Below are 19,019 nucleotides of genomic sequence, written 5' to 3'. Positions count from 1 at the left end.
AACATGATCGTGCGCGACCTGAACGAAGCGAAGAACACCGAACGTCACGTCCATTCGGAAGGGTGGGACAGTGTGCGCCTTCTCCTGAAGTCGGATGAGATGGGGTTTTCCTTCCACATCACGACCATCCACGCCGGCGCCGAACTGCACATGCATTACAAGAACCATCTTGAATGCGTCTATTGCGTCGACGGCACGGGCTCCATCGAGGACTGCGCGACCGGCGAAGTTCATAAGATCAAGCCGGGCGTCATGTATGCGCTCGACAAGCATGACAAGCACATTCTGCGCGCCGACGCAGAAAAGCCGATGATCATGGCATGCACCTTCAACCCGCCGGTTTCCGGCAAGGAAGTGCACCAGGCCGACGGCTCATATGCGCTGGAGGATGCATAACCTTTGACAGCCTTGACACCGCGCCATCCGGGCGCGGTGCTCGGGCTCATGCGCCCGCCGGCGAAAACCCTGAAAGAAAAGGAGAACGACCATGACAGCGATGTCGAAGGAACGTGACCGAAGAAGTCAGGATCCCTATCCCAGCAGGCTGCCTGAAGAACGCTGGCTGCCCCGGCAGGACCGAACCGTATGGAGCCAGTGGCGCCCCGATGCGCTCTGACAGCACAGCAGGCCGACCAGTTTGACCGTGACGGCTTCCTGATCCTCAAAGATATTTTCACGGCTGAAGAGGTCGAGGCGCTGAAGGCGGAATCCGCCGCCATGCGCAATGGCGAGCGCGATCTGATGGATGGCAGCGTGATCACCGAGCCCGGCTCGGATGAGGTCCGCACCATCTTCAAGCTGCCCGAACAGAGCTCCCTCTTCAACCGACTGGCCAGCGACCGACGCGTTGCGGGCATCGCCCGTTTCCTTCTCGGCGACGAGGTCTACATCCACCAGTCGCGGCTGAACTACAAGCCGGGCTTCACCGGCAAGGAATTCTACTGGCACTCGGATTTCGAGACCTGGCACGCCGAGGACGGCATGCCGCGCATGCGTGCCGTTTCCGCCTCGCTGCTCCTGACCGACAATGACGCAATGAACGGCCCGCTCATGCTGATGCCGGGTTCGCACAAACAGTTCATCGCCTGTGCCGGCGAAACGCCCGATGAGAACCACAAATCTTCGCTGAAGAAACAGGAAGTGGGTGTGCCCTCGCATGAGGCGCTGGGCAAGCTGGCGAACGAACATGGCATCACCGCTGCCACGGGCAAGGCCGGCACGCTGGTGCTGTTCGACTGCAACACGATCCACGGCTCCAATGGAAACATCACGCCGTTTCCGCGCTCCAACGCCTTCTTCGTGTTTAACGCCGTTTCGAACCGGCTCGAAGAGCCATACGGCGCGGCGAAGGCACGGCCCGATTTTCTCGCCGAGCGCGGCGAACCCACCCCCGTCGAAATCAAGACCGGGAAACTGGCATAAGCCAAAACCGAACTGGACATCATGACTGACCGACAAGAAAGCGGTGCGGCCGAGAAGGGCCGCACCAACCAGCAACAACGAGGCATCCACACCGTCGAGAAGATCGGCGGCACGTCGATGAGCCGTGCGCGCGAGCTGCTCGACACGATCCTGATCGGCAAACGCAAGGGCGATGCACTCTACAACCGCGTTTTCGTCGTTTCCGCTTTCGGCGGCATCACGGACAAGCTGCTGGAGCACAAAAAGTCGGGCGAACCCGGTGTCTACGCACTGTTTTCCCATGCCGACAACGAGCATGGCTGGATGGAGGCGCTGAGCGCGGTGAGCCGCGCCATGCACACCATCAACGAAGAGATGTTCGAAGAGGCCGCCGACCGGCACGCCGCCGACGACTTCGTGCGCGAGCGCATCGAGGGTGCGCGCGGCTGCTTGATCGACCTGCAGCGCCTGTGCTCCTACGGGCATTTCCAGCTCGGCGAGCACATGCAGACGATCCGCGAGCTTCTCTCGGCACTGGGTGAAGCGCACTCGGCCAACAATCTGGCCCTGCTTCTGCGCCGCTCGGGCGTGAATGCACGCTTCATCGACCTCACCGGCTGGCGCGATGAAACGCAGCCAAGCCTCAACGAGCGCATCGAACAGGCATTCGACGAGATCGACCTGTCGCGCGAACTGCCCATCGTTACCGGCTATTCGCAATGCCGCGAGGGCCTGATGCGCGAATTCGACCGCGGCTACTCCGAAGTGACATTCGCCACCATCGCGGCGCTGACTGGCGCGCGCGAGGCGATCATTCACAAGGAGTTCCACCTTTCGAGCGCCGATCCGCGCCTTGTGGGACCGGAGAATGTGCGCAAGATCGGCCGCACCAATTACGATGTCGCCGACCAGCTTTCCAACATGGGCATGGAGGCGATCCATCCGAAGGCAGCGAAAAAGCTGCGCCAGGCAGGCGTGCCGCTGCGCGTTGCCAATGCCTTCGAGCCGGAGGATCCCGGCACGCTTATCGACGCAGAACCCGCCGATGGTGTCGGTGTCGAGATGGTCACCGGCCTGCCCGTAACCTCGCTTGAACTTTTCGAGCAGGATATGGTGGGCGTGAAAGGCTATGACGCGGCGATCCTGGAATCGCTGACCCGCCACCGCGTGCGCATCGTCTCGAAAAGCTCCAACGCCAACTCGATCGTCCACCATCTGGAGGCGACGCTCAAATCCGTGCGCCGGGTGGAGCGGGATCTGGCCGAACGCTATCCCGCCGCGCGCATCACCGCACGCCGCGCCGGCATGGTGTCTGTGATCGGGCGCGACCTGACCGGGCTCGGCGTCATGCTGGAAGGCCTTAAAGCGCTCGACGAGGCAGGCGTGAAACCGCTCGCCTCGCAGGAGACGGGCCGCGGCGTCGACGTACAGTTTCTTGTCCGCAGTGAAGACCTGGAAAAAGCCGTCAAGGCATTGCACCGGGCTTTCATTGAAGAGGGGGAGGAAACGTTGAAGGAAGCGGCCTGAGTGTCGTTTCCTTCAACGTGACCGCACTGTTCCCCTCTAGCGCGCCAGAACGTCGGCCCATTCCGGATGGCGCCGAAACTGGGCGGCTGCGAAGGGGCATAGCGGCCTGATCTTGATGCCGTTGGCGCGCGCATCTTCCACGGCGCGCGTGACCAGCGCGAGGCCGACACCCTGCCCACGAAAGGCGTCCGGCACATCCGTGTGGTCAATGATGATCTGACTGGTGCCGATCTTGGAGAAAGTCATCTCGGCCTCGTGGCCATCGGCGCGATAGAGATACCGCCCCTTGCTGTCAGTGTCTTCGACAATGATGGATTCACTCACACTCATTTTCACTCTCCCTCAAGAAACGGCAGCAGAAAACGCCCCGCCGCCACGGTTTCGTTCGGACGGATTTCGTGCCCGCCCTCGTGCCATTCGATCTCGGTCTCTGCACCGGCATCCTCGAGATAATCCGTGAGCCGTGTGGTGAGCCGTTCCGGGCAGATTGGATCCTTCCGCCCCGCCGTGACCAGAAACCGCGTCCGCACTGCACCCTCGCCCCAGACCGGCGCAAACGGGATCAGCGGGTGCATCAGCACCGCGGCATCAAAGAGCTGCGGCGCGGAAAAGGCCACGGAAGCAAGAATGTTGGCTCCGTTTGAATAGCCAAGACCAAGAACCGCACCCGGTCTCTCCCGCTCCACATGAGCGGCGATGAATTCACGCATACGGCCGGCCGCCCGCGCAAGATCGCCCATGTCGTAGACGCCCTCGCCGGTGCGGCGGAAGAAGCGCGCCGCACCCTGTTCGCTGACATCGCCACGCGGCGCCACAAGGCCGGCTCCGGGCGCAGCTCCGCACCCAGCTGCAGGAGCTGGCGCTCGTCGCCGCCTGTTCCATGGAAGAGAAACAGGAGCGGCTTTCCCGGCCCTTGAGAGGCCAGGTGATGGACGTAATTGTCGGTCGCCATGCGCTAGCCTCCGATTTTCGGCAGCGATGCCTCGAGCCGCTCGCGCAGATGCGCATGCTGGCTGGGCAGTTTCAGCGCCTCGCCCAGATGGGCCATGTCTTCATCATTGGCGAAACCCGGCTCGTTGGTGGCGATCTCGAAGAGGACACCCCCGGGGGCGCGGAAATAGATGGAGTGGAAATAATCCCGGTCGATCACCGGTGTGATCTGAAAGCCTTCCGCGACCAGTGCGTCACGCACGGCGAGTTGCGCGGCATCATCGGCAACCGCAAAGGCAATGTGATGGACAGAGCCGGCACCCTGCCGCGCCACGGGCGCATCCGGGCGGGTTTCGAGGTCGATCAGGTCAGCGCCATTGCCGCCGCCTCTCTTCATGCGCAGTATGCCGTTCTCTTCGGCAAGCGGCTCGTAACCCATCAGCGAAAGAAGCGCCTCGGTGCCGCGACGGTCGCGCAGCACCAGCGAAGCGGAATGAAAGCCACGGATTGCCACGTCGTCGGCAATCCCCGCGCGATTCCACGGTTCCCGCGCGTCATCTTTCATCTCGTTCAAGGCGAAGCGTCGCCATTCACACCGTCGAAAAGCAGGCGCGTCTCGCCGAAACGGGTCTCGCGCGCCAGACCGGTCACACCGTGTTCCTCAAGACGCTTCTCCCAGAAATCGAGGCTGCCTTCGGGAACGGCATAGACGGTCGCTCCCACTTCGCCCGCCCCGCGCCTGCCGGCAACGATGTTGGGAAAAGGAAAGTAGGTCATGACCGTGCCGGGCCGGCCCGTGCCGTTGGCATAATAGAGATGATAAACTTCCGGCGCGTCGAAATTGACGGTTTTCTTCACGCGGCGCAGGCCGAGCGTATCGGTGATGAAACGGTCCGTCACCTGCGCATCCCGCGCCATGGAGGTGATGTGATGAATGCCTTCAATATGGGTAAGCATGGCAATTCCTTTCGCGCCTGGCCCTTCTTCATGCACGGGCCAGCTGGCTCCAAGATGGCAACGAAAATGCGTCAATGAAAGCGGCAACGATCAAACGCATTGTCAACACGAAGAAGACAAAAGGCCCCGCGCATTGCACGGGGCCTTTCGTTTTAATGCGGTACGCACAGATTACTGAACCTGCATCCGCATTTCGTCGCGACGCTCACCATAGCTCGCCTCGTCGTAGGCTGGCTGCTGCTCCAGCTCTTCCTGCGTGAACTCGGTGTAGAGATAGAGCGAGCCGTTGCCGTCGGTCATGAAGCGAGATTGTCCATGCCGATGGCCACTTCCTTCTCGCCAACGCCGAGGAAGCCGCCGACATCGACGATGATGGCATCGACGTTGCCGTCCTGCGAGATGATAACGTCACCGATCTCACCGATATTCTCTTCATTGGCACCATAGACCGTGGTGCCCGTGAGCTGCTCGGTGCGGATGTCATTCGCCGGCATCTCCTGCAGGCTTGAGCGGTCAATGGCGGACGTCATCGTGTCATCTGTCGCCGGGCGCTCTGCATCCGCCGTCTGACCGGCGGGAGCCGTGGAAGAATCCGTCTCCGGAGCGGGCGCCGCCGCCATACCATCGGTATCCGCGGCTTCGTTGCCGCCCATCGTATCGGTTGCAGGCGCCATCGCGGTCTCTTCCGCGTTCTCGTCAGCCTTGACCGGCGCGTTGGCCAGATCGTCCTTGGAAGCAGGCTTCGCTTCCGAGACCTCTGCATCGGCCGGCATCGGGCGATAGGCAGAGCGGTCGAATTCTTCCTGGGCCTTGAGCGCATCGGCCGTGGTCTCTACGACGAGCCAGCGGTCGCCATCCTGCTCGGCCCATTCGACCAGATCGTACTCAAGTGCAACTTCCTTCTGACCGATGCCGAGGAAGCCGCCGACACCAACGACAATGGCGCTTACCTCACCTTCTTCATCAAGGACGAGGTCGTTGACTTCGCCGATGTTCTCGGCGTCTTCGCCGGTGCCATTGTAAACGGTCTTGCCGATCAGATCGGTGGCCAGGTGGCCGTCAGCGCGCACCACCATTTCAGTGGGCTGCTCGGTGGGTGCAGCAGCCGGTGCGCCAGTTCCCGTGGTGGTCGACGTCTGTGCGACCGCGCCGGTCGCGACAAGCGTTGCAATAGCGGTGGTCGCCAAAAGGTTGCGGAACATGATAAGCTCTCCGTGTGCAGTGTTTCTGTACAGGCCACGCACCGAACCGAACCTGCCAGGGAGGATTGGTGTGTGGCCGTTTGCATCCTTAGAACGCGCCGCCCCGATTCTTGTTCCGCCATTTTCTTCTCGCGCCGGCAGACTTCTTTTTGGAACCTTTCTTTCGGCTCCCCCTTAAAGACCAACTGCAGCGAAACCTTCAGGAAGCCCGCAATGCATGTTCTGGCCGTTCTCAACCGCAATGGAGGAACGCTCCGAAACCTCGACACGAGTGCGCTCGCCGACAAGATGAAAAACATCTTCGAAACGGAAGGGCATTCTCTCGAGATCAGGCTCTGTGCGGGGGATGAGCTCGTGCCGACGATGGAAGAGGCAGCCCGCGACGAGAAAGCCGATGTTTTGCTGGCGGGTGGCGGCGACGGCACCATTTCGCTGGCTGCCGGTCTGCTTGCTCATTCCGACAAGGCCCTTGCCATTCTGCCCGCCGGCACGATGAACCTCTTCGCGCGCAGCCTTGCCATCCCGCAGGACCTGCACGCGGCCATGAGCGCGCTCGCCCGTGGCGCAGTGCGGGAGGTGGACATAGCCGAGGCCGACGGAACCTTTTACGTGCATCAGATGTCGATCGGCATGCACCCGCAGCTGATCCGGTTGCGCGAGCGCATGGAGTTCCGCTCCCGGCTCGGCAAGATCTTCGCCTCGGTGCGCGCAGCCCTCGTCACGATGATCAGGCCGCCCAGGCTGGAGCTGGAACTGGAGTTGCCCGGCACAAGGCTGCTCGCCACCACCTCGAACCTGGCGGTGACAAACAATCTCTATGGCGAAGGCCAGCGCCTGCCGTTCGCCGATCGTCCCGATGGCGGTCAGCTTGGCATCTACATCACCCACGCGCGGACACGCGGCGAGTTGCTTCTCTTCTTCCTCAACATGGGAATCGGGCGGTGGCGGAAGAACGAACAGGTGGAAATTCATCAGGCAACCGAAGTGACGGTGCGCATCCGTTCCAGACGGCGCCGGTTCAAATGCGCCATCGACGGTGAACTCCGACCGCTGCCAAAGGAAACCCGGGTCGTCCTTCACCCGAAGGCGCTGCGCGTGCTCACACCGCAAAGCGACGACCGGACGGCATAAGAAAACCCCGGCCGGGGCGAACCGACCGGGGTTTTCGTGGAAGCGGATCATGCATCAATCGGCAATGATCGCGCGCAGCATCCACAGCGCTTTTTCGTGGAAGGTCAGCCGGTCTGTGAGCATGTCGCTGTGACAAGGTCGCCTTTTTCATCCGCCTTTGTGCCGATCTCGCGCATCTTGCGCACGGCTTCCTCGTGATCGTCGACCAGATCCTGAACCATCTCCAGCGCCGAACGGCCGGAGGCGCGAAGCTCAATCGATGTGTCGACGCCCTTGCCGCTGAGGATGGGCGCGTGATGACCCAGCGCCCGCACGCGTTCGGCAATGATGTCGGTCGCCTCGAACAGCGTGTTATACTGTTCCTCGGTCAACACATGGATCGAGTGGAACAGCGGACCGACCACGTTCCAGTGGTAGATATGCGTCTTGATCAGGAGACGATAGGTATCGACGAGTATCTCCGAAAGACCGGCCGAAATCTCCTTTCGGTCCGCTTCGGAAAGACCAATGTTCATTTTCTCCGCATGGGTTTTCGGCTTGAGAACTTCAGCGGCATCGCTCATGGGTTTCTCCTTAGACTAACATGTTTTGGGAAGTTATCGGGCGGATCAGCCGGTCGGATCGTCCTGGGCAGCAGGAAGTTCTATGGCCTGCTGATCGTCGAGCATCAGGCCGTAGACTTCGACACCCCACCAGACCACCGCAGCCAGCAAGAGGCCGCACACCAGCACCATCAGTACGGGAAAGCCTCGACGCCCCTGGCGGGCTTCCTCCGGCGTTGTCTTTCTCTCGGTTTCGGGCATGGTCACCGCTCCTGTTGTTTCCCTGGTTCAATGCTGAGGTCAGGAGAGAGTTCCAAGAAAATGCATCCATCAAAAATGCAGGAAGAAACCTGCGTCACCCGGTCACTCGCTGTCAGAGTCGCGACCGGCATTTTCCCGGTAGATCGCATACCCAAGGACAGCCAGAACCGGCAGTGCGATGGTGCCAAGCCGTCCGGTGCGCGAAAGAAGGGAGGGTAGCAGCGTCAGGGCTGCGGTGCCGGCCAACACGCCTGCATCCGATACCCGGCGTCGCCGGGCACGGCGCACCTGGATGCGGCTCCAGACCTTCAGGCTGACAAGAACGACCATCGCCATCGCCATGAACGCGATGCCGAAGCCGAGTGCCGCTTCAATCACACCCCAGTGCCGGGATGCGGCAATGAATCCGGCGAGCACCAGAAAGCCAAAGCCGAACAAGCCGAGAAACGCGGCCAGCGCATAGAGAGCCGTTGCGACCCGCATGCGCCTGACGACGCCTGAAACCTCTCCGGCCGCCAGTGAAGCCAACAGCCTTGCCATCATGGCGAAGGCCTAGCGGCGCGTTGCAAGGGCGATGAGAAACCCAGCCCCCACGGCGAGCGCCAGTGAGGTGAATGGCCGCTCACGCACCGTGCGGGCCAGCTCCTGCTCCAGCTCCTGCGTGCTGTCCTTGACACTGTTCAGAGCGGCTTCGCCCTGCCCGCGCAGATGGTCGATGCGCTCGCTTGCCGCCTTGCGTGCCGCCTCTCCGGACTGGCCACCCATGTCTTTCAGATGACTGACGAGCTGCGCCATATCGGCGCGCAGCTGCTGGATGTCCTTTTCGAGATCGCCTGTAGTGACCTCGCTGCTTTTCTGGTCGCGGGCGGATTTCGCAGTCGTCGATGCCATGTGCAATCTCCCATGCTTCGCTCACAATGTTTCGCTCACAGCCCAACGCGAAACACTCCGTGAAGTTCCCGATCCCAAGGAACCATTTGCCCGTCATCGCGCTTTTCAATGAAAACGCCACCGGAAAAACTGCATGGATGACGCATCACGGAACCGCCCGGGCAAAAGCTCGCATATCATGACGCTTGACATGGCGCTGACCTATGGCGCGCAGGCTTCGGTTCTGTTCCTGGGTCTGCTTGCCTTCATTGTCGCGCTGCACTATGGGCGCTTCCTGCTCGCGCCCATGTCGCTCGCGGTCTTCATCGGCCTGATGCTCGGCCCCATCGCCACGCGCCTGGAACGGGTCGGCGTCTGGCCGGCCGTCTCGGCGGTCGTCGTGGTGCTGATCTTCATCGCGCTTGTGGGCGGCTTTCTGACCGCCATCGCGGCCCCGCTTACAGCCTGGGCCGACCGCTTGCCCCAGATATGGAACGAACTGCAGTTGCAGCTTTCCAGTCTCAGACAGCCCCTCAACACGATCAAGGACCTTCAGGAGCAGATTCGGTCTGTCACCGGAGGCTCAAGTGTGACGGTAGCGGTGAAAGAAGACACCACCGTGGAGAATGTGGCAGTGCTCGCCCCCTCGCTGCTGGCACAATTGCTGATCTTCTTCGCCAGTCTCTATTTCTTCGTGGCCACCCGGCACGAAACGCGGGCGGCCATTCTGCGCCTCTGTTTCAATCGTCGTCTGCGCTGGCGCGTTGCCCACATCTTCCGCGACGTCGAGAACGCGGTCTCGGACTATCTGCTGTCGATCACGATCATCAATATCGGTCTTGGGATCGCTGTCAGCATCGCCCTCTGGCTGCTCGGCGTCCCCTCTCCCGCCCTCTGGGGAGCCATGGCGACACTGTTGAACTTCGTGATTTATATCGGTCCGGCGGTGATGGCCTGCGTTCTGCTGGCCGTAGGCTTGGCACTTTCGACACTCTGACGGCGAGTTTCCTGCCGCCGCTGACCTATCTGGGATTAAACGCGATCGAGGCACAGTTCGTCACGCCAACCGTTATCGGCCGGCGGATGACGCTCAACCCCTTCATCGTTTTTCTGGCAATCGCATTCTGGCTCTGGATGTGGGGACCCATCGGCGGGTTCATTGCGATCCCTGCATTGCTGACGCTTTACGCAGTCTCCGGCAACATCATCCCGGGCATAGAGCCTCCAGCGCCCGCCAGACCGCGCTCAAGGGCACGGCCGGTCGTGCCGCATGCGCCTATAGAAAAGGCCGCTTCCCCGCTCGCTCGGCCGTCCAGCCCGCCAATTCGGCCAAGGCCTCCGGATTAAGTATCCGGCAACCGCCGTCTTCCCATTTCAGGTGGCCGCGCTCCATGAGGCGGGCGATGGTCTTGTTGGTGTGAACGACCGATATGCCGAGCGTATCGGCCACATGCTGCTGGGTGATGGAAAGCGTACCGTTCTTTGTCAGGCCGCTTTGCCGGCTACGCTCGAGGATGAACACCAGCAGATAGGCGACTTTTTCCAGCGCGGTGCGCCGCCCCACCGTCAGCAGATTGTCGTCCAGCATGCATTCTTCGCGCGATGCGATCCAGGTGATGTCGTAGGCAAGCTCGGGAAACTTCCGGTAAAGCGAAAACAGCTCCGCCTTCTCGAACACGCACAGGACCATCTGAGAGAGCGCCTCGACGGAATGTTTCATCTCGCCAAGCAGGCTGCCCTGCAGACCGACCAGATCCCCGGGCATCACATAATTCACGATCTGCCGGCGGCCGTCCTCAAGAAGTTTGTAGCGAAAGCCCCATCCCGAAAGAACGGTGTAGAGATGCGGATTGTGCGCCCCCTCGACCAGAACAGTTGCGCCCTTCTTGACCGCGAGATCACCTTTTTTGAAACGGCCAACGAAATCGAGTTCGTCGGCTTCAAAATCACGGAAAATATCGCGCTTTCGCAGAGGACATTTTTCACACGGTAAACTGTTGTGAGTGAGTTCTTGTTCTTTTGTCACGGGTTGCCTCAATCCGCTGATAAAGAGGAACGCCATCTTGAACCCTCCGGTTCCGTCAGGAGCATGTCTTTTTTTAATGACAAGTCAGTCAACTAATGAGAGTTCAGAAGAAATGGATTCTCTGGCTTCGGAAGGATGCCCGCTTGAAGAAAACCCTGGACGGCGCACGCGTTCTTCTTGTCGAAGACGAAACCATGATTGCCATGAATATAGAGGCGCTCTGCAAGGAACACGGCGCCGAGGATGTGGTGACCATCACCTCATTCAACGCGCTTGGGCCTGATGTTCTGGAAACGGGCCGCATCTCGACCGCGATTCTCGACATCAGGATCTCAGACAACTGGACGGACGAATTCGCCCGTCTTCTGCAAAGCCGGCGCATACCCTTTATCTTTGCAACGGGCTATGCCGCGAACCATCAGGTCTTCGAGACCTTCAACGGCGTCGCGATTGTCGAAAAGCCCTACAAGGACAGCGATCTTATCGAAGCGCTCGCGCAGGCGATCGGCTCTTCGCCTGCCGGGGCCGGACAGCAACCCGATTAAGCGGTGAAGACCGAATTGGTGATCTGGGTCGAGATGGCATCCGGCCCAAAATCATTCTCACCGGTGATAGCCAGTATCTCCTGCAGCCGCGTGCGGGCACGGCTGACACGGCTCTTGATCGTGCCGACGGCGCAGCCGCATATCTCGGCGGCCTCCTCATAGGAGAACCCTGATGCGCCGATCAAAATGATCGCCTCGCGCTGATCTTCTGGCAACTGCTCGAGCGCACGGCGGAAGTCCTTGAGGTCGACCGACCCCTCCTGGGGAGGATGAACTGAAAGACGGGCGGTGATGGCACCATCGCTGTCCTCGACCTCGCGTTTGCGCTTGCGCATCTGCGAATAAAACTCGTTGCGCAGGATGGTGAAAAGCCATGCCTTCAGATTTGTGCCCGGCTGATAGCTTGCCTGCTTGTCCCACGCCTTGACGAGCGCCTCCTGAACCAGGTCATCGGCCCGGTCGGCATTCTTCGAAAGCGAAACCGCGAACGCACGCAGACTGGGTACGGCAGCGAGAAGATCATCACGAAAGCCCGGATACACACTCATAGATATCAATCCTTGTTTCCGGCGGTGTCAGCACTGCTCTTCTGCTCGAGCTTATTGAGCAGATCGCTGAACCGGTCCGGAATGTCTTCCGCAATCAAATCGTCGTAGTATTGCCTGAGCTTGCGCCCGATCTCGGAGTTTGCGCCGAGAGGGTCATCGCCCTTCCCACGCCTTTCCACACCGCTTCGGGCTTTGGGTTTGCCGTAATTCATGCCCTGTCTTCATCCATAAGGTCTTGTCTCCCACTGGCCCGGGCATATCCGATTGCCTCGCGCCACCACTGTCTTGTGTCTTGCCAAACGCCGCCGCTTGGAAATCGTTCCGTCCCTGCGGAACATTTTCGCGGAACGGGCGTTTCACACATCATAAATATACATTGTTCCCATTGCCACGTTACGAGGGAGACCTAAAATCCATGACCCTGTCAGCGCGTATCGCTCCGCACCTTCCCTATCTGCGGCGCTTTTCAAGAGCGGTATCCGGTTCTCAATCGAGCGGTGACGCCCTGGTGGCTGCGGTGCTTGAGGCGCTTATCGCCGACACGAGCATCTTTCCCGAGGCGTCGACCGACAGGATCGCGCTCTTCAGGCTGTTCACATCGCTGTTCGAAACGCTTGATGTGCGAGTGCCCGACAACGCCCCTACCTCCGCCTGGGAGCAGCGCGCCTCGAGCAACCTGTCATCCCTCGCGCCGCGTCCACGCCAGGCATTCCTTCTGGTAGCGGTCGAGAACTTTCGCCCGGAGGAGGCAGCGGAGATTCTGGAGACCGATCTCAACGGCATCAACGCAATGCTGCACGATGCCAGCGAAGAAATCTCCCGCCAGGTGGCAACCGATATCCTGATCATCGAGGATGAGCCTCTGATCGCCATGGATATCGAGGAGATGGTCGAAAGCCTCGGTCATCGGGTTGTCGGCAACGCCCGAACGCACAAGCAGGCCGTCGAGATGTTCGCGAAGACCCAGCCGAAAATGGTGCTTGCTGATATCCAGCTTGCGGATGGAAGCTCGGGCCTCGATGCCGTGAACGAAATTCTCGAAGCGGCTACCGTTCCCGTCATCTTCATCACGGCTTTCCCGGAGAGATTGCTGACCGGCGAACGCCCGGAGCCGACTTTCCTGGTCACCAAGCCGTTCAGTCCTGAAATGGTCAAGGCGCTGATCAGTCAGGCGCTGTTCTTCGATCACCAGGCACGCGCCGCCGCCTGATTGAGTGCTGGCTTCACCGCTTCCTAAGGGCCGCCCCTCCACGGGCGGTCTTTTATTTTGCCGGTTTTCTTTCGGCCGGGAACCAATCTCCGTGCGCAGGCGTTTAGCATTCATAACTAAACGGAGAGACAGCATGCTTTACTGGGCACTTATATTTCTGGTCGTGGCGCTCATCGCCGGCGCGCTCGGTTTTGGCGGGATTGCTGGTGCGTCAGCGGGGATAGCGCAGATTCTGTTCTATATTTTCCTCGCTCTTCTTGCCATTTCCCTGATCATGGGACTGCTGAGGAGACGCGGCTAAACAAAGGGACGCAACGTAAACGAATGCGGCACCCGGCGAGGCGGACCATCCATGGCTTCCGCTTCGGGGAGACAGTGAAAGGAGAACGCCATGGAACACATCGCTGCGCTTCTTCTGATTGTCGGCTGCTCCGGCAACATGGCCGAATGCCGCGAACTGCCCGCCCCCACGCCTGTCTATGAGACGTTCGAGGAGTGCGAGGCGGAAAGGCCTCTCTCGATGCGCGAGCTCGAAAATGAGGCTCCGCAGGTTATGGCGACATGTGTCTACGTTGATCCGGCGCTCGTCTACGACGACGCGGTTCTGGAATGGGACATTACGGACGACGGCAAGCTGACGGCCACCCTTGAGCCGGTGACGAGCTTTGCGGTTGCCCGGAACGAACATGGCAGGCCCGCAAGCACGCTTGTGAAGTGACCGGACCGACTGCAACAGCATATGAAAAAACCCCGGCAACTGCGCCGGGGTTTTTGTGTCGGTCTGTCTCAGGCTTCACGGATAGCGTAGCCGGCGCCGCGAATGGTGCGGATCACGTCGGGAAGTCGGCCCTGATTCACGGCCTTGCGCAACCGGCCCACATGAACGTCAACCGTGCGCTCGTCGATATAGATCGTTTCACCCCAGACATTGTCGAGCAGCTGGCTGCGCGAGAAAACGCGGCCGGGATGCTGCATCATGAATTCCAGAAGGCGGAACTCTGTCGGTCCGAGACGGATTTCATTCTTGCGCCGGTAAACGCGGTGCGATTCCCGGTCGAGCACAATGTCGCCGACGGAGAGAACCGTTGACAGCACCTCCGGCTTGGCCCGGCGCAGGAGCGCGCGGACACGCGCCACGAACTCCGGTGTCGAAAAGGGCTTCACGAGATAATCGTCGGCCCCGGTGGAAAGTCCGCGCACGCGGTCGCTTTCCTCACCGCGCGCGGTGAGCATGATGATCGGCAGGCGCTCGGTTTCCGGGCGCATGCGAAGCCGGCGACAAAGTTCGATGCCCGACACAGCCGGGACCATCCAGTCCAGAACGAGCAGATCCGGAACATTTTCCTGCAGGCGCACCTCGGCTTCATCGCCGCGCGAAATCATCTCTACCTGATAACCCTCGGCCTCCAGATTGTATTTCAGCAGGACGCAGAGCGGTTCGTCGTCTTCAACGACCATGACCTTGGGGGCAATCATGGAAGGCATTCTCCTAGGGCATTGCTACGGCCGACTACGCATCCGCATCGACCGTCATCTGTGTTTCATCGAGCTTCGGCCGCTGGACCGGAAGCTGTTCCCCCGTCACCACATAATAGGCATTTTCGGCGATATTCGTCACGTGATCGCCGATGCGTTCGAGATTCTTGGCGCAGAACAGAAGATGCGTGCACGACGTGATGTTGCGCGGATCCTCCATCATGTAGGTCAGCAGTTCGCGAAACACCGACGTATACTGGATGTCTATCTTCTCATCCTCGTCGCGCAACCGGATCAGCGCTTCGGCATCGCGCTTCACATAGTGTTCGACCACCGCATTGACCTGATGCAGCACCAGACCTGCCATCGCATCGATGGAATGGGCGAGCGTGCGCGGCGTGGCGCTCTGCCCGACCGCGCTCACGCGCTTGGCGATGTTCTTGGCGAGATCGCCAATACGCTCCAGGTCGGCTGCCATGCGAATGGCGCCCACAACGCTGCGCAGATCCTGCGCCATCGGCTGGCGCTTGGCGATCAGCGTGATCGCGCGCTCGTCGAGATCGCGCTGCTTGGCATCCATGATCGTGTCGTCGGAGATGACACGCTGCGCGAGCGCAGTGTCGGAATTGAGCAGGGCATTGGTTGAGGCGCGGGTCATCGCACCGGAGAGATCGCCCATGTCGCGGATGAGGCGGTCGATCTCACCGAGTTCCTCATCGAAGGAGCTGACTGTGTGCTCGCCCATGATCTGGTTCCTTATCTGTGCGTCAACCGAAGCGACCGGTGATGTAATCCTGGGTGCGCTTGTCATCCGGGTTGGTGAACATCTTGTCCGTCGGACCTTCCTCGACAAGATTGCCCAGATGGAACATGGCCGTGCGCTGCGACACGCGCGCCGCCTGCTGCATGGAGTGCGTCACGATGACGATGGTGTAGTTCTCGCGCAGTTCGTCGATCAGCTCCTCCACCTTGGCGGTGGCGATGGGATCGAGCGCCGAGCACGGTTCGTCCATGAGGATCACCTCGGGCGAAACCGCGATGGCGCGCGCAATGCATAAACGCTGCTGCTGGCCACCGGAGAGGCCCGTTCCAGGCTCATGCAAACGGTCCTTCACCTCGTTGAAGAGACCGGCCTTCTGCAGGCTGGATTCGACGATCTCGTCGAACTCCGCCTTCTTCGATGCCAGACCGTGAATGCGTGGTCCGTAGGCAATGTTCTCATAGATCGACTTGGGGAACGGGTTTGGCTTCTGGAACACCATGCCGACGCGGGCACGCAGCTCCACCACGTCGATCCTGGGATCGTAGATGTCCTGTTCGTCGAGCGTGATCCTGCCTTCGATGCGGCAGATATCGATCGTATCGTTCATGCGGTTGAGACAGCGCAGGAACGTCGACTTGCCGCAGCCCGAAGGGCCGATCAGCGCCGTGACCTGGTTCTCCAGAACATCCAGGTTCACATCGAAAAGCGCCTGCTTCTCGCCGTAGAAGACACGCACGTTCTCGCCGCGCATCTTGAGGGGCCTTGGCTTCTGGCTCGCATCCAGTGCTTCTTCGACAGCAGCATCAGTGAGCATATTCATGTCCTTCCACTCCGTTACCAGCGACGCTCGACGCGCCGCCGCAGAATAATGGCGGTGATGTTCATCACGGCGAGGAACAGCAGCAATACGATGATAGCGCCCGAAGTGCGCTCGACAAATGCGCGTTCGGCTTCGTTCGCCCACATATAGATCTGAACCGGCAGCGCCGTTGCGGGATCGAGCGGCGTGGTCGGGTAATCGGCCACGAAAGCCACCATGCCGATCAGAAGCAGCGGTGCCGTTTCGCCGAGCGCCTGCGCCAGGCCGATGATCGTACCCGTCAGGATGCCCGGTGCTGCCAGCGGCAGCACATGGTGAAACACCGTCTGTGTGCGCGAAGCGCCAAGGCCAAGAGCTGCCGAGCGGATCGACGGCGGCACGGCCCGCAGCGCTGCGCGCGTTGCGATGATGATCGTCGGCAATGTCATCAGCGTCAGCACCAGACCGCCCACAAGAGAAGCAGAGCGCGGCAGATGCATGAAATTGATGAACACAGCGAGGCCGAGGAGGCCGAAGACGATGGACGGCACGGCCGCCAGATTGTTGATGTTGACCTCGATCAGATCGGTCAGCTTGTTCTGCGGCGCGAACTCCTCAAGGTAGATCGAAGCGGCAACACCGATCGGCAGCGCCAGGACGAGCACGATCAGCATCATGTAGATCGAGCCGACAATAGCGACGCCCATGCCTGCCGTTTCGGGTCGGCTCGAAGCACCACGGGTGAAAAGCCCCGAATTGAAGCGCTGTTCCAGAACGCCATCGGCTTCCATCGTGCGCATCCATTCGAGCTGCTGGTCGGAGACCTTGCGGCGGCTTTCGTCCACCTCGAGGTTGACCTGACCCTTCACGGCAGAATCCACATCGCCGCTCGCCAGAACCCACACATTCCGGGTCGTGCCGATGATCGACGGGTCCGCCACCACCATGTCGCGCAACTGGGTGCGAACCCCGTTCGAGATCAGACCGCCCACCTCGCGAACCAGCTTGCGGTTCTCCGGGTCGACCCCTAGCTTCGCCACCAGGGCATCTGTCGCAAGTTTCGGATAATTGGCCGTCAGAAGCGCGTTCGGGTCGGTGGCGCGCTCATTGTCCGGATCGATCACATTCTCGGCGAAGGTGACATCCAGATTGATGGAGCTCTGCCAGAAAGCGGTGTAACCGTTGGACACCACCGACCACAAAAGCGCGGCAAGAAAGAAGATGCCGATGGCGATCGCGATGATGCCGTACATCCGGAACCGCTGCTCTGCCGCATAACGCTTCTTGATGCCGATGTCTCGGCGCGCGGCTGCGCGGGGAGCATCGCCCCCTTTGTAGACAGCGTCGGTCATTCGTATTGCTCCCGGTATTTGCGCACGATGTACAGCGCGAAGACATTCATGCCGAGCGTGAGCACGAACAGGGTCATGCCCAGCGCAAAGGCCACCAGCGTCTGCGGCGAGGTGAACTCCAGATCCCCGGTGAGCTGATTGACGATCTTGACGGTGATCGTTGTCATTGCCTCGAACGGGTTCAGCGTGAGATTGGCGGCGACGCCTGCGGCCAGAACCACGATCATGGTCTCACCGATGGCACGCGACGCCGTGAGAAGCAGCGCCCCGACAATGCCCGGCAGCGCGGCGGGCAAGATGACGCGCTTGATGGTCTCGGAACGCGTCGCGCCAAGCCCGAGCGAACCGTCACGCATGGCGCGCGGCACGGCGGTGATGATGTCGTCCGACAGCGACGAGACGAACGGGATCAACATGATGCCCATAACAAGACCCGCCGTCAGAACACTCTGGGCCTGGATAAAGCCGGGGCCGCCGGCGATCGCCGCGCTCATGTCGCGCAGGAACGGACCGACCGTGACCAGGGCGAAGAAGCCGTAGACGATGGTCGGAATGCCGGCCAGAACCTCAAGCAGGGGCTTGACCACCGAACGCACGCGCTTGGAGGCGTACTCGGCCATGTAGATCGCCGCCATCAGACCGACCGGGACGGCGAACAGCATCGCCACGAAGGCGATATAGACCGTGCCGGCAAGCAGCGGAATGAGGCCGAACTGGCCCTCCTGCGCTTCTGCACCGGCAGCGGCGAAACGCGGGTCCCACACGGTTCCGAAAAAGAAGTTGCTCAGCGACACCGAGCGGAAGAAGTGGATCGTCTCGAACAGCATCGAGAAGACGATGCCCACCGTCGTCAGGATGGCGATGGTGGAGGCGGCCAGCAGACCCCAGGTGATGATGCGCTCGACATTGTTCCTGGCCCGGCCGCGTGGACGCACGCTCCGCAGACCGAGAAAGGCACCGCCAAGCGACAGAAGGATCGCGATCACCGTACCGATCAACGCTGCATTGTCCTGCATGGCGTTGAGGTCGAGCGCGATGGGGATCATGTAGTCCTGCGTGTCAGAAGCGAGTGCCACGCCGCGTTCGGCAAGAACGGGCCGCAGTGCCTCGAAGCTCTTCGGCACCTCGGCAAAGGCGGGGTCGCCCTCGATCCTGCGCAGACCGGTTGCCAGATTGCGGACCATGCCCAGGGCAAGCGAACGGCTCGCGATCGCGCTGTCGGCTGTTTGCTCGGGCATGCGTTCGCTGATCGCGCGATCCACATAGGCATAGCTGCCGGCCGACCAGGCCGCCATGAAAAGCAGTGTCGGCAAAACGGCGAGCAGGAATACCCACCAGCCATGATAATGCGCACGCGAATGCGGCTTTTCAGCCACCGATGCACTTTGCTTTTTTGCACGCGCACTGCCGAGAACATAGCCGACAACGCCAATGAACACGATGATGGTAAGGAGAAGTCCCCAGGCCACGAAGCCCCCT

Annotated in this window: 25 protein-coding genes and 2 pseudogenes; 10 read left to right on the top strand and 17 right to left on the bottom strand. The window is 60.8% G+C overall.

Features of this window, described 5'->3' with window-relative positions:
• Nucleotides 1-3: 3 nt before the first annotated feature.
• The 3 genes from JCM21793_RS09630 (at nt 4) to JCM21793_RS09620 (ending at nt 2,928) form a co-directional block, all read left to right on the top strand.
• Nucleotides 4-396, top strand: coding sequence for an ectoine synthase (locus tag JCM21793_RS09630; RefSeq protein ID WP_007010253.1), 393 nt, complete (start codon nt 4-6; stop codon nt 394-396).
• 198 nt (nt 397-594) lie between these two features.
• Nucleotides 595-1,422 (top strand): ectoine hydroxylase, encoded by an 828-nt coding sequence (gene thpD / locus JCM21793_RS25095; RefSeq protein WP_244439709.1) that lies wholly within the window; start codon nt 595-597, stop codon nt 1,420-1,422.
• Between the two features lie 21 nt (nt 1,423-1,443).
• Nucleotides 1,444-2,928 (top strand): aspartate kinase, encoded by a 1,485-nt coding sequence (locus JCM21793_RS09620; protein ID WP_007010251.1) that lies wholly within the window; start codon nt 1,444-1,446, stop codon nt 2,926-2,928.
• Nucleotides 2,929-2,964: 36 nt separating this feature from the next.
• Here JCM21793_RS09620 and JCM21793_RS09615 read toward each other — a convergent pair whose 3' ends face one another.
• The 5 genes and pseudogenes from JCM21793_RS09615 to JCM21793_RS25080 all read right to left on the bottom strand — a co-directional run bounded on the left by JCM21793_RS09615 (nt 2,965) and on the right by JCM21793_RS25080 (nt 6,017).
• Nucleotides 2,965-3,258 (bottom strand): GNAT family N-acetyltransferase, encoded by a 294-nt coding sequence (locus tag JCM21793_RS09615; RefSeq protein WP_007010250.1) that lies wholly within the window; start codon nt 3,256-3,258, stop codon nt 2,965-2,967.
• Nucleotides 3,259-3,260: 2 nt separating this feature from the next.
• Nucleotides 3,261-3,880, bottom strand: a pseudogene (locus tag JCM21793_RS25090) (alpha/beta hydrolase).
• A 3-nt stretch (nt 3,881-3,883) separates the two neighbouring features.
• Nucleotides 3,884-4,815 (bottom strand): annotated as a pseudogene (locus JCM21793_RS25085) (ring-cleaving dioxygenase).
• Nucleotides 4,816-4,986: 171 nt separating this feature from the next.
• Complete coding sequence (locus tag JCM21793_RS31450; RefSeq protein ID WP_370671638.1) at nt 4,987-5,115, bottom strand: hypothetical protein; 129 nt, start codon at nt 5,113-5,115, stop codon at nt 4,987-4,989.
• Nucleotides 5,112-6,017 (bottom strand): PRC-barrel domain-containing protein, encoded by a 906-nt coding sequence (locus JCM21793_RS25080; protein WP_370671637.1) that lies wholly within the window; start codon nt 6,015-6,017, stop codon nt 5,112-5,114. Before JCM21793_RS25080 ends, JCM21793_RS31450 begins: the two co-directional genes overlap by 4 nt.
• 213 nt (nt 6,018-6,230) lie before the next feature.
• On the opposite strand from JCM21793_RS25080, the gene JCM21793_RS09595 reads away from it, so the two are divergent.
• Nucleotides 6,231-7,148, top strand: a complete 918-nt coding sequence (locus tag JCM21793_RS09595; protein ID WP_025030234.1) for a diacylglycerol/lipid kinase family protein — start codon at nt 6,231-6,233, stop codon at nt 7,146-7,148.
• 104 nt (nt 7,149-7,252) lie between these two features.
• Here JCM21793_RS09595 and JCM21793_RS25075 read toward each other — a convergent pair whose 3' ends face one another.
• The 4 genes from JCM21793_RS25075 to JCM21793_RS09575 form a co-directional block, all read right to left on the bottom strand.
• A complete protein-coding gene (locus JCM21793_RS25075; RefSeq protein ID WP_007010244.1) occupies nt 7,253-7,711 on the bottom strand; it encodes a Dps family protein in 459 nt (152 codons plus the stop codon).
• A 45-nt stretch (nt 7,712-7,756) separates the two neighbouring features.
• Nucleotides 7,757-7,951 (bottom strand): hypothetical protein, encoded by a 195-nt coding sequence (locus JCM21793_RS09585; RefSeq protein ID WP_007010243.1) that lies wholly within the window; start codon nt 7,949-7,951, stop codon nt 7,757-7,759.
• Between the two features lie 102 nt (nt 7,952-8,053).
• Nucleotides 8,054-8,479, bottom strand: coding sequence for a hypothetical protein (locus JCM21793_RS09580; protein WP_244439708.1), 426 nt, complete (start codon nt 8,477-8,479; stop codon nt 8,054-8,056).
• Nucleotides 8,480-8,503: 24 nt separating this feature from the next.
• A complete protein-coding gene (locus tag JCM21793_RS09575; RefSeq protein ID WP_025030232.1) occupies nt 8,504-8,842 on the bottom strand; it encodes an ElaB/YgaM/YqjD family protein in 339 nt (112 codons plus the stop codon).
• 133 nt (nt 8,843-8,975) lie between these two features.
• Between JCM21793_RS09575 and JCM21793_RS30910 the strand changes: the two genes are divergently transcribed.
• Both JCM21793_RS30910 and JCM21793_RS30905 read left to right on the top strand, forming a co-directional pair.
• Nucleotides 8,976-9,818, top strand: coding sequence for an AI-2E family transporter (locus JCM21793_RS30910; RefSeq protein WP_280113504.1), 843 nt, complete (start codon nt 8,976-8,978; stop codon nt 9,816-9,818).
• Complete coding sequence (locus tag JCM21793_RS30905) at nt 9,716-10,168, top strand: AI-2E family transporter (protein ID WP_280113505.1); 453 nt, start codon at nt 9,716-9,718, stop codon at nt 10,166-10,168. The genes JCM21793_RS30910 and JCM21793_RS30905 overlap by 103 nt, the downstream gene beginning before the upstream one ends.
• On the opposite strand, the gene JCM21793_RS09565 is transcribed toward JCM21793_RS30905, so the two are convergent.
• Nucleotides 10,098-10,847 (bottom strand): Crp/Fnr family transcriptional regulator, encoded by a 750-nt coding sequence (locus tag JCM21793_RS09565; protein WP_007010239.1) that lies wholly within the window; start codon nt 10,845-10,847, stop codon nt 10,098-10,100. The genes JCM21793_RS30905 and JCM21793_RS09565 overlap by 71 nt on opposite strands.
• A gap of 143 nt (nt 10,848-10,990) precedes the next feature.
• On the opposite strand from JCM21793_RS09565, the gene JCM21793_RS09560 reads away from it, so the two are divergent.
• Nucleotides 10,991-11,392, top strand: coding sequence for a response regulator (locus JCM21793_RS09560; protein ID WP_025030231.1), 402 nt, complete (start codon nt 10,991-10,993; stop codon nt 11,390-11,392).
• Here JCM21793_RS09560 and JCM21793_RS09555 read toward each other — a convergent pair.
• Both JCM21793_RS09555 and JCM21793_RS09550 read right to left on the bottom strand, forming a co-directional pair.
• Nucleotides 11,389-11,940, bottom strand: coding sequence for a sigma-70 family RNA polymerase sigma factor (locus JCM21793_RS09555; RefSeq protein WP_025030230.1), 552 nt, complete (start codon nt 11,938-11,940; stop codon nt 11,389-11,391). The two genes, JCM21793_RS09560 and JCM21793_RS09555, sit on opposite strands and share 4 nt — an antisense overlap.
• Nucleotides 11,941-11,945: 5 nt before the next feature.
• Nucleotides 11,946-12,152, bottom strand: coding sequence for a NepR family anti-sigma factor (locus JCM21793_RS09550; RefSeq protein ID WP_025030229.1), 207 nt, complete (start codon nt 12,150-12,152; stop codon nt 11,946-11,948).
• Nucleotides 12,153-12,355: 203 nt separating this feature from the next.
• Between JCM21793_RS09550 and JCM21793_RS09545 the strand changes: the two genes are divergently transcribed.
• From JCM21793_RS09545 to JCM21793_RS09535, 3 genes are all read left to right on the top strand, one after another.
• The gene (locus JCM21793_RS09545; RefSeq protein WP_025030228.1) at nt 12,356-13,150 is read left to right on the top strand and encodes a response regulator; all 795 of its coding nucleotides are present in this window, start codon (nt 12,356-12,358) and stop codon (nt 13,148-13,150) included.
• Between the two features lie 133 nt (nt 13,151-13,283).
• Entirely contained in the window at nt 13,284-13,451 is a 168-nt protein-coding gene (locus tag JCM21793_RS28690; RefSeq protein ID WP_007010234.1) for a DUF1328 domain-containing protein, read from the top strand.
• Nucleotides 13,452-13,541: 90 nt separating this feature from the next.
• The gene (locus JCM21793_RS09535; RefSeq protein WP_025030227.1) at nt 13,542-13,868 is read left to right on the top strand and encodes a hypothetical protein; all 327 of its coding nucleotides are present in this window, start codon (nt 13,542-13,544) and stop codon (nt 13,866-13,868) included.
• Between the two features lie 68 nt (nt 13,869-13,936).
• On the opposite strand, the gene phoB is transcribed toward JCM21793_RS09535, so the two are convergent.
• Genes phoB through pstC form a run of 5 tightly spaced genes read right to left on the bottom strand, consistent with a single transcriptional unit; the run spans nt 13,937 to nt 19,009 of the window.
• Complete coding sequence (gene phoB / locus JCM21793_RS09530) at nt 13,937-14,623, bottom strand: phosphate regulon transcriptional regulator PhoB (protein WP_025030226.1); 687 nt, start codon at nt 14,621-14,623, stop codon at nt 13,937-13,939.
• 37 nt (nt 14,624-14,660) lie between these two features.
• Nucleotides 14,661-15,371 (bottom strand): phosphate signaling complex protein PhoU, encoded by a 711-nt coding sequence (gene phoU / locus JCM21793_RS09525; protein WP_007010231.1) that lies wholly within the window; start codon nt 15,369-15,371, stop codon nt 14,661-14,663.
• A gap of 22 nt (nt 15,372-15,393) precedes the next feature.
• On the bottom strand, nt 15,394-16,209 hold the full coding sequence (gene pstB / locus JCM21793_RS09520; protein WP_025030225.1) for a phosphate ABC transporter ATP-binding protein PstB: 816 nt from the start codon (nt 16,207-16,209) through the stop codon (nt 15,394-15,396).
• Between the two features lie 14 nt (nt 16,210-16,223).
• Entirely contained in the window at nt 16,224-17,540 is a 1,317-nt protein-coding gene (gene pstA, locus JCM21793_RS09515) for a phosphate ABC transporter permease PstA (protein WP_025030224.1), read from the bottom strand.
• Nucleotides 17,537-19,009 (bottom strand): phosphate ABC transporter permease subunit PstC, encoded by a 1,473-nt coding sequence (gene pstC, locus JCM21793_RS09510; RefSeq protein WP_025030223.1) that lies wholly within the window; start codon nt 19,007-19,009, stop codon nt 17,537-17,539. Before pstC ends, pstA begins: the two co-directional genes overlap by 4 nt.
• Between the last annotated feature and the right edge of the window lie 10 nt (nt 19,010-19,019).

The organism is Nitratireductor aquibiodomus NL21 = JCM 21793, from assembly GCF_000615975.1.
Classification (GTDB): domain Bacteria; phylum Pseudomonadota; class Alphaproteobacteria; order Rhizobiales; family Rhizobiaceae; genus Nitratireductor; species Nitratireductor aquibiodomus.
The sequence above is the reverse complement of the archived record's forward strand: the minus strand, read 5'-3'. Positions and strand labels throughout refer to the sequence as shown.

Excerpts from the sequence above, each read along its gene's own strand:
- JCM21793_RS31450 (WP_370671638.1), bottom strand. The coding sequence starts at position 5,115 with ATGACCGACGGCAACGGCTCGCTCTATCTCTACACCGAGTTCACGCAG.
- JCM21793_RS09630 (WP_007010253.1), top strand. The coding sequence starts at position 4 with ATGATCGTGCGCGACCTGAACGAAGCGAAGAACACCGAACGTCACGTC.
- JCM21793_RS09595 (WP_025030234.1), top strand. The coding sequence starts at position 6,231 with ATGCATGTTCTGGCCGTTCTCAACCGCAATGGAGGAACGCTCCGAAAC.
- phoU (WP_007010231.1), bottom strand. The coding sequence starts at position 15,371 with ATGGGCGAGCACACAGTCAGCTCCTTCGATGAGGAACTCGGTGAGATC.
- JCM21793_RS09620 (WP_007010251.1), top strand. The coding sequence starts at position 1,444 with ATGACTGACCGACAAGAAAGCGGTGCGGCCGAGAAGGGCCGCACCAAC.
- JCM21793_RS09575 (WP_025030232.1), bottom strand. The coding sequence starts at position 8,842 with ATGGCATCGACGACTGCGAAATCCGCCCGCGACCAGAAAAGCAGCGAG.
- pstA (WP_025030224.1), bottom strand. The coding sequence starts at position 17,540 with ATGACCGACGCTGTCTACAAAGGGGGCGATGCTCCCCGCGCAGCCGCG.
- JCM21793_RS28690 (WP_007010234.1), top strand. The coding sequence starts at position 13,284 with ATGCTTTACTGGGCACTTATATTTCTGGTCGTGGCGCTCATCGCCGGC.
- pstB (WP_025030225.1), bottom strand. The coding sequence starts at position 16,209 with ATGAATATGCTCACTGATGCTGCTGTCGAAGAAGCACTGGATGCGAGC.
- JCM21793_RS09535 (WP_025030227.1), top strand. The coding sequence starts at position 13,542 with ATGGAACACATCGCTGCGCTTCTTCTGATTGTCGGCTGCTCCGGCAAC.
- JCM21793_RS30910 (WP_280113504.1), top strand. The coding sequence starts at position 8,976 with ATGGATGACGCATCACGGAACCGCCCGGGCAAAAGCTCGCATATCATG.
- JCM21793_RS25080 (WP_370671637.1), bottom strand. The coding sequence starts at position 6,017 with ATGTTCCGCAACCTTTTGGCGACCACCGCTATTGCAACGCTTGTCGCG.
- JCM21793_RS09585 (WP_007010243.1), bottom strand. The coding sequence starts at position 7,951 with ATGCCCGAAACCGAGAGAAAGACAACGCCGGAGGAAGCCCGCCAGGGG.
- JCM21793_RS09615 (WP_007010250.1), bottom strand. The coding sequence starts at position 3,258 with ATGAGTGTGAGTGAATCCATCATTGTCGAAGACACTGACAGCAAGGGG.
- JCM21793_RS09545 (WP_025030228.1), top strand. The coding sequence starts at position 12,356 with ATGACCCTGTCAGCGCGTATCGCTCCGCACCTTCCCTATCTGCGGCGC.
- JCM21793_RS09555 (WP_025030230.1), bottom strand. The coding sequence starts at position 11,940 with ATGAGTGTGTATCCGGGCTTTCGTGATGATCTTCTCGCTGCCGTACCC.
- JCM21793_RS09550 (WP_025030229.1), bottom strand. The coding sequence starts at position 12,152 with ATGAATTACGGCAAACCCAAAGCCCGAAGCGGTGTGGAAAGGCGTGGG.
- JCM21793_RS25075 (WP_007010244.1), bottom strand. The coding sequence starts at position 7,711 with ATGAGCGATGCCGCTGAAGTTCTCAAGCCGAAAACCCATGCGGAGAAA.